We start from the raw sequence: 9745 nt of genomic DNA, 5'->3' as shown, positions 1-9745 counted from the left end.
CCGGCCGTACCCGGATTTGCCGTCAGGCAGTAGCCGGTCAACCCTTTCTCGCAATTTTCACAGAATCCGCAGCCGACATTAAAGGGCAGGCAGACATAATCGCCAACTTTAACCCGCTCAACCGCGCTGCCGATTTCAATGACCTGCCCCAGATTTTCATGGCCAAAGATGCGACCCTGTTCGAAGCTGGTTCGTCCTTCGTACATATGCAGATCCGAACCGCAGATATTGGTGGTGGTAATACGGACAAGCACATCGGTAGGGCGAACGATTTTGGGATCCGGAACCTCTTTGACTGAAACGTCAAAAGGTCCGTTATAGACAACTGCTTTCATGATGTTCTCCTCACGTGCATGATCAGTTATGAAGGTTGCGGCTGCGTGACGCTTCGCGGTCGCCTCCCTCTCAGTGATGCTGCTTTTTCAATCAAAAGGCTTGATTGAATGTGTAAGTGTAGAACAGCACATGAAGTCGACTGGTGGTATTAATATTATGTAACTCTATGAATTGTAAGCGCCGTTTCGCTAAACGTCTTTTATCTCTGCCTTCTTCCAGACCCCTGGCGCACCACACCGCTACGCTGACTTAGCCTTGCACTGAATCCCGTAACAGCTATTGTCCCCAACCTCTGCCTGGTTTGAGTACCACATGAAAAAGCCCACTCCAGGGTGGGCTTAGGCGTACAAACGGTGACCAGCGTCATGCAATTAATCAAATATACCGGAGGGGCAGTAATTGCCTTCCCATCCAACAATCTTAGCGCCTGGATCCAGATCTCTCACCGATACGCTATCCCCGCCAAATTCTGAGCCAGTGACGACGATATCGTAATCATGATTTGGCTGAGGAATGAATCTGGTGGAGACAGATCGTTCTGTATTTTGGTAGTAGCCCGGCTGAGTCCAGTAATGAATTATACTTATCAGTTGCCCCGGCTTGATCGTAAATTCATTTATGAAAGCCCCTTTATTGTTACTTGATTCTGGCATTCCGATTTTCTTATTTCCTGACACAGGAATACCGAGAATAGCCAGACCAGCCGTAACCCGGCGCTCTAAAACTTTTTTATAACAGCCACTCGGTTGTTTTTCGTAAAATTGCAGGGCTGTATTGCCCTCAGATGCAGCACGAACCCTGGCTGCATCTGAACCTTTATAGTCTTCCAGAGAAGGCCTAAACCCAGCCGAACATCCACTTAACAACGTTACTATTATTCCCGTAATGACCAGTTTTCCATACATGCGCATCTCCTTACGTTTCTGTCGCTCCTGTTTTTATCGGCCTGTGGGTGTGAAATCTTTAACAGAAATTAAGCCAGCCATCCGGGGATAATCTGTCCCTGAGATACCTGCCTGACACATGAACAATGTCCGCTCCCGGCACCAAACGGCCCTACCCCCTGCGAACTCCGTTATCAACAACACGCTGCCATCACAGCTAAAGCAAAGCATCAGGTGATTATTGAGACTTAACCTGTTAGTTTAAAACGATGAAAACTTGCTCAGCCCTGTCTTCCGCAATCATTATTATCACCTTGCATGTTCAGGTGGGATAACGTTTGCCATTTTCCCGCCGGTAAGGCGGGCCTTACCGGTAATCAACCAGTGAGGTCAGCCATGAACACCACCGATGTCGCATCACCTGAAAAAGCCACGCTTCACCTGTTATGTGGAAAAATTGCGTCGGGTAAATCTACGTTATCCGCAAAATTAGGCGCTGCACCACATACTCTCATTATCAGTGAGGATCGCTGGCTTGCAGCGCTCTATGCCGATGAAATGCACACGGTCGCGGATTACGTGCAGTATTCCTCTAAGCTCAGAAATGCCATGAAACCGCATCTGGTGTCATTACTTAACGCGAGGATGTCGGTAGTCCTGGATTTTCCGGCTAATACACCCGCCAGTCGTGAATGGATGATGAGTATCATTAAAGCATCAGGGGCTGCTAACCACCTGCATTTCCTTAACGTCCCTGATGAGGTGTGTAAGAGCCGATTACGTGCCCGTAACGCAGCCGGCACTCACGATTTTGCCGCTTCAGATGAACAGTTTGAAATCATAAGCCGTTATTTCTCAGCACCAGCGGCTGATGAAGGTTTCAATATTATTGAATACCGCTCTTAAGCCGCCGGGTTGCGGCTTATGAGGTGCTAATTCCATGACGCAGCCGGATTCTGCGCCATTAAACGGCGCCGTTTGCTCATCAAGGCTGGTTACCCCTCTCCCCTGCCGATTTGCCAGATGCCGGTTGGCGGCGTGCCGTTGACTTTCCAGTCACCGATGTCGCGCGCTTTGTAGATCACCGGGTTATGCGACGAGACGGTGCGCGCATTGCGCCAGTGACGATCCAGCGCTTTGCTGACGCGCGTATCCGACGCGCCAAGCGCATTAAACAATTCAGTGGCAGCACGCGGCACCAGCTCGCTGGCGATCACCTGCGCCTGTCCGGCCTCGGCTTCCGCCAGGTTGTTGATGGCGGCGATGGCCGCTTCATCGGCACTGACGTGCGCTTCATACGCTGATTGCAGTGAATGGGTTGCGCGAATCACCGTGGCTTCGACGGCAAATGCCAGACTGGTGATCTCGCCTACCACCTGCAGCACCTGCGCATCCTGCCGCGAGGTAGCTCCGTTGCCGTGACTGTAAACGCGGTTGCGTGCGGCAACGGCTGCCGCGCCGTCCCGCGCCACCGCGCGCGCAATGCCCGCCAGCGTCGCCAGCAACACGTGCTGGTAATACGCGGTCTGATAACGGAAGCGCGTGGCAAAATCATACACGTGCTGCGTCTCCACATGCGCGTGCTCGAAGCGCGTCGTGCCGCTGCCAGTCAGGCGCTGGCCAAATCCGTCCCAGTCATCTTCGCGCGTAACGCCCGGCTGATGCGTATTCACCAGCGCGATCACGTCACCCTGATTGTCATCGCGACGCGCGTAAACATCTATCCAGTCGGCGAACAGCGCACCGGTGCTGTAAAACTTCTCGCCATTCAGCGTCCAGCCATTGGCGGCAGGCGTGACGCGGGTGATCACGTCGCCTAGCCTGACGTTGCCAATCTCCGTCCAGCCGCTGCCCACCAGCTCGCCATCAACAAAACGGCGAAACCACGCATCGCGCTCCGCATTGTCCGGCTGGTTGAGCCGGTCCTCGACAAAAGCAAAGTGTGCGCGCAGCGCCTGCGGCAGGTTGGAATCCGCTTCCGCCAGCTCAATCAACAGCTGAAACAGCTGCGGCAGCGAGGCGCCCCAGCCACCTTTTTGCTGTGGAATACGCACCGTGCCAAAGCCGGCCTCCTTCAGCCACTGCAGTGGTTCATAAGGTAAGGTACGCGTACGCTCGCGTTCCGCCGCGCCCGCCGCGATGCGGGCAAACAGCGGTCGGAAGTGCGCCGCCAGCGTGTCATAGTCAGTACCGGTAGAGAGAATGCTCATGTTTTACTCCTGAGGGGAAAGATCGTCGATGTCGTGGCGGGTCGGTTCGTGACGCACCGCCAGCAGGAAAAAGATCGGAATGATGGCGGCCAGCGATACCACCCAGAACATGTTGGTGCCGAGCGCCGCCTGCAGAATCGGCAGAATGAACAGCGCCAGCGCACTGCCGATGCCCGACAGCGCACGGCTAAAGCCGACGCCGGTCGCACGAATCGAGGTAGGATACGAGAGCGCCGGATAGACCATCAGCTGCGCGCCCGGCCCGAATCCTTCGGCAAACAGCCACAGCCCGAGCATCAGCACCGCGAATACGATGCCCACCAGCGCCTGCGGGTGGCCAATCAACGCCAGCGCCACCAGAGCAAAAAACTGCAGCGCAAAGCCAGCGATCGCCACGTGGCGTGACGGATATTTCCACGCCAGGCGCATCCCCAGCAGCCCGCCGGTAAAGGCAAACAGTGCGTTTAGTCCCAGCGAAGCTGAGATGGTCTCGAACACGCCGGCACCAAGAAACTGCGCCAGTATCGACGGCAGGAAGAAGGCGATGGCGGTGTACTCAAACGAAATACAGATATTCATTACGCCGGCAACGAGGGTGCGTTCACGCCACGGCTTCTGGAACAGTACGCGAAAACTCACCTTCGGCGCCGCCGCCGCGGGTGGCGTTTCCGGTTCTGCTTCGTGTGCATGAATACCGTACGAATCACGCAGGATACGCACCGCCGAGGTCAGATCGCCCTGATTCGCGGCCCACAACGGTGATTCATTCATGAACTTACTGCGCACCGCGATGATCAACAGCGCAGGTACCGCGCCAAACAGCAGCGAGGCGCGCCACAGCCAGTCGAGATGATCTTCAGGCAGCAGAAAATAGAGGCCAAAAATCAGCAGGAAACACACAGTGGAAGCCGCATACCACATCGGGCACCAGGCCGCGAGCCGTGCGGCTTTGTTGCCTTTGCCGGCAAATTTAGAGAATTCCGCCAGATAAGACATCGCCACCGGCAGATCGATGCCCACGCCAATGCCCATCAGGAAACGCGCGCCAATCAGCACCCAGACGTTGGGCGCTAAGCCCGCCGCAATCGCCGATACGACAAAAAACAGCATGTCGGCCATGAACACCGAATAGCGGCCGTACTTATCCGTCAGCCAGCCACCAATCAGGTTGCCGACAATGGTGCCAACCATGATGGATGAGGTGACCAGCCCGGTGGTGAACGGCGATAGCTGGAACTCGCGCACCACGTCATCGATGCCGTACGACAGTGTGGTCAGGTCGTAGGCGTCGAGGAACACGCCACCCAACGCGAGAAACACAATCATGCGCGCATAGTTGTTTTTGCTACTGCGGGTGTTGATCAGCCTTGCCACATCACTGACCGAACGTACCGGTTGAGAAGCCGGCAAGGTGTTTTCTAAAGGAAGAGTACTCATAACGCCTCACGTCTGTTTTTGTTGTGCAGGTGAGGTGGTTATAAGCGCTTTATGCAGGGAACCAAAGCAACAATATTTGCTATTAATTACAATATAATCAATAAGATAATAAAGATACCAACACTAAAACCCGGACGCGCAGTGCGGGTCCGGGTAGCGTATTCGGCAGTAAAGTTATTCAGCAGAAACCGGCACCAGCACGCCTTTGACCAGCGGGTCATCGGTGGTTTTAAGCCACTGCTGTACGCGCGGATCGGCAAAAGCCTGCCTGAGTTTGACGATGTTCTCCTGCTCCAGGTAAGGCGTACCGATCACCAGCTGCGAGGCAAAGGTGCGCGGCGCGGGCGGGAACAGAATACCTTTGTCACGCGGGACTTTACCGGCGTCAAACTGCGACACATAACCAATTGCCGCATCGACCGAATTAAGCGCCCGCGGCATGGTCAGCAGATCCAGCTCTTTGAACACGAAACCGTGCGGATTACCGACAATGTTTTTCAGTTTGGCGGTGCGCGGTTCTACCGTTGGATCGAGGGTGATCAATCCCTGACGCGCCAGCAGCCAGAGCGCCTGGCCCTGATTCGCCCCATCGTCGGGCACCACAATGGTTGCGCCCTGCGGCAGATCCGCCACCGAGTGGTAGCGATCGGAGTAAATACCAAAAGCCCACTGGAACAGAGGCAGGCTGGAAGTGAGCTGGAAGCCGTTAGCATCGACCACCTGCTTCAGCCACCACTGATGCTGATAGACCGTCGCAGCATACTGCCCTTCTGCTACCGCACGGTCCGCCTGCACCGGATCCTGCACACCGACCGCCTCCAGCTTCAGGCCGTAGTCCGGCGCGATATGCTCACCCACATAGTCGATCAGCTTCTGTTCACCGGCCATTGCCGGCTCATAATGCACTTTCAGCGTGGTGCCAAACACTACCGCCTGCGGCTGCTGGCTGCGCCAGAACCAGCCAGCGGCGGCCAGCAAAATGACCACTATAATCAGCAGCAGCCACGGCCAGCGGCGTGTTTTACGTAATTCAAACTCTTGTGTTGTCATAACGATGTCCCCTGAGGATGGCGCAAGGCCGCAACCAGCCGGTCGCCGAAAAATTGAATGGTCTGAATCAGTGCAATTAACACCACGATGGTGGCGATCATGATGTGGTTATCGAACCGCTGATAGCCATACACCACCGCCAGGTAGCCAATGCCGCCAGCGCCAATGGTGCCGGCGATGGCCGAGTACTCAATCATGGAGATCAGGTTGAGCGTGATGGCTGCGACAATCGCCGGCAGCGCTTCACTCAGCTGGGCGGAGCGGATGATCTGCCAGCGCGAACCGCCGCACACCAGCCCCACGGCGGTAACTTCTCCGGGCAGCTCGCGTAATGCGTTGTCGACCAGACGGCCAAAGAAAGGAATCCCGGCGGCGATCATCGGTACCACCGCCGCCGGAATGCCGATGGTGGTGCCGGTGAGCCAGAAGGTAAACGGAATGATGGCCGCCATCAGCACCAGAAACGGTAACGAGCGCCCCATATTGACGATCCAGCTCAGCACCCGATGCACGCCGCGCTGCGGAAACAGTCCGCGCGGCGAGGTGTTAAACAGCACCACGCCAACCACGCCACCGAGGCTCACCACAAACAGCATCACAATGGCAACCATCAGCGCGGTTTCACCCAGCGCTGGCAGCATCAGTGCCGGAATTTCAGGCCAGGGCGTGTCCTGGCTTATCACGGATACGCTCATACCGCCTCCCGCAAGGGCGGCATGCTGACAGCAACGCTGGCCGCCAGGCCATACTGCTCCAGCTGCGTCAGCAACCGTGCCAGCGGCACCTGCTCCTGCTGAAAATGAATGCCCACCTGCAACCGTCCGGCCTGGATGCCATTGACCCGCTCGACATGCGCACCCAGCAGATCCACCTTTAAAGCGAACTGCTGGCTGATGCGCGAAATCCAGTCGCTGGCCACCGCGACATCGGTACGGTAGCTAAGCTGCAGCACCAGTCCGGCATCACTGACTTGTGCCGTCAGCGGCAGCAGCCGCTGGCCGAGCGCGCTGTCCGGCTGTGCCAGCAGCGCACTGACGGTGCCATACTGCACTATCTCTCCATCGCGAATCTCGGCAACCGCATCCGCCGCCTGACGTACGGCATCCATTTCATGGGTGATCAGCACGATTGCCAGCCGGTAGTCGTCACGCAGTTTTTTCAGCAGCTCAAGGATGGTGACCGTCGCTTCCGGATCGAGGCCGGAGGTGGCTTCGTCGGCCAGCAGTACAGAGGGACGCAGCGCCAGCGCGCGGGCAATACCGATGCGCTGCCGCTGCCCACCGGAGAGCTGGGTGGGAAAGGCGCTGGCTTTGTGGCTCAGTCCGACACTCTCCAGCAGCTCGCCGACGCGGGCGCGGATATCGCGCTCGACCACACCGAGATAGCGCAGCGGCAGCGCGATATTTTCCCAGGCACTTTTACGCTGCAGCAGCGCGGAAGACTGAAATACCGTGCCGATAGCGCGACGCGCGCGGCGCAGCGCTTCGCCATCCAGCCGGGATAAGTCGCTGCCGTTAACCCGGATGCTGCCGCCGCTCGGCTGCTCCAGCAGGCTGATGCATTTCGCCAGCGTAGATTTTCCGGCACCGCTCGGTCCGACCACCGCGGTGATGCTGGCTTCCGGCACCTGCAGCGTGATGTTTTTCAGCACGTCGGTGACGCGACCGTCCGGCGCACGGTAGTGTTTACTCAGGCGCTTGATTTCGATCATATGACCTCCTGCTGCTGCGCGCTGCGTACGCGATAGCCAGCACCCGGATGCGGCGCGCTGAGCTGCGGCCCGGCGGCAAACAGCTTCTCGCGTAGCGTGCCCGCGGCGTAATCCTGTTTGTAAACGCCGCGTTTTTGCAGCTCCGGAATCAGCAGCTCGACCACATCCTCAAAGGTTTCATGGGTCAGCGCATACGCCAGGTTGAAACCATCCACGTCAGTCTCTTCTACCCAGCTCTGCAGCTCATCCGCCACCGTTGCCGCACTACCCACCAGCAGCGGGCCAAAACCGCCGATGCCCACCCAGTCAGCCAGCGCTTTCACCGTCCATTGACGATCGGGATCGGCAGTAGAGAAGGTTTCAACCGCTGACTGAATGGCGTTGGTGTGCAGGTATTTCAGCACCTGGTCCGGCTGATATTGTCCAAAGTCGATGCCGGTCCAGCCAGAGACCAGCGCCAGCGCGCCTTCGTAGCTGACCCAGTTTTTATACTCCTGCCACTTCGCCTGTGCCGCCCGATCGGTTTCACCGACAATCACCGTCTGCAGGTTGAAGATCAAAATACTACGCGGATCGCGACCGGCTTCGGCTGCACGACGCCGGATATCGGCCACGGTTTTCTTTAACAGCACTTTGGACGGCGCGGCGACAAACACACATTCTGCGTGCTCAGCCGCAAACTGTTTGCCGCGGCTCGATGCACCGGCCTGATACAGCACTGGCGTGCGTTGCGGCGAGGGTTCACACAGGTGGATGCCCGGTACGTTAAAGAAGGTACCCTGATGGTTAATCGGATGGATTTTGCTGGGATCGCTGAAAATACGACGCTGACGATCGCGCAGCACCGCATCCTGCTCCCAGCTGCCTTCCAGCAGTTTATAGACCACCTGCAGGTACTCATCGGCATAGTCATAGCGGCTGTCATGATCGGTTTGCGCTTTATGACCAATGTTGCGCGCGCCGCTCTCCAGATAGGAGGTAACGATGTTCCAGCCAATGCGGCCTTTGGTCAGATGGTCCAGCGTCGACAAACGGCGCGCGAACGGATAAGGATGCTCAAACGACAGCGAGGCGGTTAAGCCGAAACCGAGGTGCTCTGTGACCAGCGCCATCGGCGTAATCAACGCCAGCGGATCGTTCACCGGCACCTGAGTGGCCTGGCGTATCGCCGCGTCACCGTTGCCGTTCAGCACATCGTAAATGCCGAGCACATCGGCTATGAACAGGCCGTCAAACTTGCCGCGCTCCAGCAGGCGCGCCAAATCAACCCAGTATTCCAGATCTTTATACTGCCAGGAGCGGTCACGGGGATGGGCCCAGAGTCCGGGCGACTGGTGACCGACACAGTTCATATCAAAGGCATTCAGGCGTATTTCGCGTTGCGATGGCATAGCAATCTCCATAGCGAGGCCGTGATCGTGCAGCGACCCGGCGTTCGTCAGTTAATTATCAGGATGTTGAGTGTTCAGGAGGCGGAAGGGGGACATCGCTCAGCGTGAGCGACAGGCAATACCTTAAGAATTTCATCCGCTACGGCGGCCGCGTGATCGGCCACCTGCGGCAACCCCATCAGCTCGCCAAAGCGGGCGCGCGCCGCCGGGCCCACGACAAACAGGCGTGCGTTGGGCTGACCGGACCGGTTGAGGGTGCGCGAGCGATCATCCACATCAATGCCGAAGCCGAGCGCATCGGCGCGGATCAGGCCCTGCTCGCTGAGCGATTGCAGCAGCGGCTGGCTGGACGTCAGCGCTTCATGTCCCGGTCCGGTCGTGACAATCAGTTTATCCAGCACATGATTTTGCCGGGTGCCATCGCGCTGACGCAGGGTGATTTCCAGCTGCTGCGGGTGAGTGTGAATCGCCACGAGGCGAGCGGCCAACACCTGCAGGCTACCTTGCTGCTGTCGCCGGGCGATGACGGCGGCGACCTGCGGGGCAATGCGATAGCGATGCACATCCCACCATGAACGCAGATGACGCGCAAAGCGTCGCTGTTCAGGCAGCGGGAGTGACTGCCAGATGGCTTGTCCCTGCACACGCACCTCATCAAGCACACGCTGCCACGGCAGCTGCTGCGCGGCAGCGCGAGCGACTTCATCACGAATATGCCGCAGCCAG

At 57.6% G+C, this 9745-nt stretch carries 10 protein-coding genes; 1 reads left to right on the top strand and 9 read right to left on the bottom strand.

The window, feature by feature from the left end; all coding sequences use genetic code 11:
• Together FT726_RS24710 and FT726_RS24705 are read right to left on the bottom strand one after the other, a co-directional pair.
• On the bottom strand, positions 1–335 hold a 335-nt coding region (locus FT726_RS24710), incomplete at its 3' end, for an alcohol dehydrogenase catalytic domain-containing protein (RefSeq protein ID WP_346303616.1).
• Positions 336–707: 372 nt separating this feature from the next.
• Positions 708–1241, bottom strand: a complete 534-nt coding sequence (locus FT726_RS24705) for a hypothetical protein (RefSeq protein ID WP_058776167.1) — start codon at positions 1239–1241, stop codon at positions 708–710.
• Between the two features lie 375 nt (positions 1242–1616).
• Between FT726_RS24705 and FT726_RS24700 the strand changes: the two genes are divergently transcribed.
• Entirely contained in the window at positions 1617–2126 is a 510-nt protein-coding gene (locus FT726_RS24700) for an ATP-binding protein (protein ID WP_152390890.1), read from the top strand.
• A gap of 89 nt (positions 2127–2215) precedes the next feature.
• Here FT726_RS24700 and FT726_RS24695 read toward each other — a convergent pair whose 3' ends face one another.
• The 7 genes from FT726_RS24695 to FT726_RS24665 all read right to left on the bottom strand — a co-directional run.
• Entirely contained in the window at positions 2216–3430 is a 1215-nt protein-coding gene (locus FT726_RS24695; RefSeq protein WP_346303615.1) for an acyl-CoA dehydrogenase family protein, read from the bottom strand.
• 3 nt (positions 3431–3433) lie between these two features.
• Positions 3434–4867 (bottom strand): MFS transporter, encoded by a 1434-nt coding sequence (locus tag FT726_RS24690; protein ID WP_150058835.1) that lies wholly within the window; start codon positions 4865–4867, stop codon positions 3434–3436.
• Positions 4868–5041: 174 nt separating this feature from the next.
• Entirely contained in the window at positions 5042–5917 is an 876-nt protein-coding gene (locus FT726_RS24685; protein ID WP_058780977.1) for a MetQ/NlpA family ABC transporter substrate-binding protein, read from the bottom strand.
• Positions 5914–6612: a methionine ABC transporter permease gene (locus FT726_RS24680; RefSeq protein ID WP_058770425.1), complete on the bottom strand. Its 699-nt coding sequence runs from the start codon at positions 6610–6612 to the stop codon at positions 5914–5916. The genes FT726_RS24685 and FT726_RS24680 overlap by 4 nt, the downstream gene beginning before the upstream one ends.
• Positions 6609–7628: a methionine ABC transporter ATP-binding protein gene (locus tag FT726_RS24675; protein WP_346303614.1), complete on the bottom strand. Its 1020-nt coding sequence runs from the start codon at positions 7626–7628 to the stop codon at positions 6609–6611. The genes FT726_RS24680 and FT726_RS24675 overlap by 4 nt, the downstream gene beginning before the upstream one ends.
• Entirely contained in the window at positions 7625–9019 is a 1395-nt protein-coding gene (locus FT726_RS24670) for an LLM class flavin-dependent oxidoreductase (protein ID WP_058780980.1), read from the bottom strand. Before FT726_RS24670 ends, FT726_RS24675 begins: the two co-directional genes overlap by 4 nt.
• A gap of 74 nt (positions 9020–9093) precedes the next feature.
• Positions 9094–9745, bottom strand: a 652-nt coding sequence (locus tag FT726_RS24665; protein WP_407075091.1) for an FAD/NAD(P)-binding protein, incomplete at its 5' end; no start/stop codon positions are given.

It is taken from the genome of Pantoea sp. Morm (genome assembly GCF_016643525.1).
GTDB lineage: Bacteria > Pseudomonadota > Gammaproteobacteria > Enterobacterales > Enterobacteriaceae > Pantoea > Pantoea dispersa.
The sequence above is the reverse complement of the archived record's forward strand: the minus strand, read 5'-3'. Positions and strand labels throughout refer to the sequence as shown.

Coding starts and splice junctions, on each gene's coding strand:
- FT726_RS24705 (WP_058776167.1), bottom strand. CDS start 1,241: ATGTATGGAAAACTGGTCATTACGGGAATAATAGTAACGTTGTTAAGT.
- FT726_RS24700 (WP_152390890.1), top strand. CDS start 1,617: ATGAACACCACCGATGTCGCATCACCTGAAAAAGCCACGCTTCACCTG.
- FT726_RS24695 (WP_346303615.1), bottom strand. CDS start 3,430: ATGAGCATTCTCTCTACCGGTACTGACTATGACACGCTGGCGGCGCAC.
- FT726_RS24690 (WP_150058835.1), bottom strand. CDS start 4,867: ATGAGTACTCTTCCTTTAGAAAACACCTTGCCGGCTTCTCAACCGGTA.
- FT726_RS24685 (WP_058780977.1), bottom strand. CDS start 5,917: ATGACAACACAAGAGTTTGAATTACGTAAAACACGCCGCTGGCCGTGG.
- FT726_RS24680 (WP_058770425.1), bottom strand. CDS start 6,612: ATGAGCGTATCCGTGATAAGCCAGGACACGCCCTGGCCTGAAATTCCG.
- FT726_RS24675 (WP_346303614.1), bottom strand. CDS start 7,628: ATGATCGAAATCAAGCGCCTGAGTAAACACTACCGTGCGCCGGACGGT.
- FT726_RS24670 (WP_058780980.1), bottom strand. CDS start 9,019: ATGCCATCGCAACGCGAAATACGCCTGAATGCCTTTGATATGAACTGT.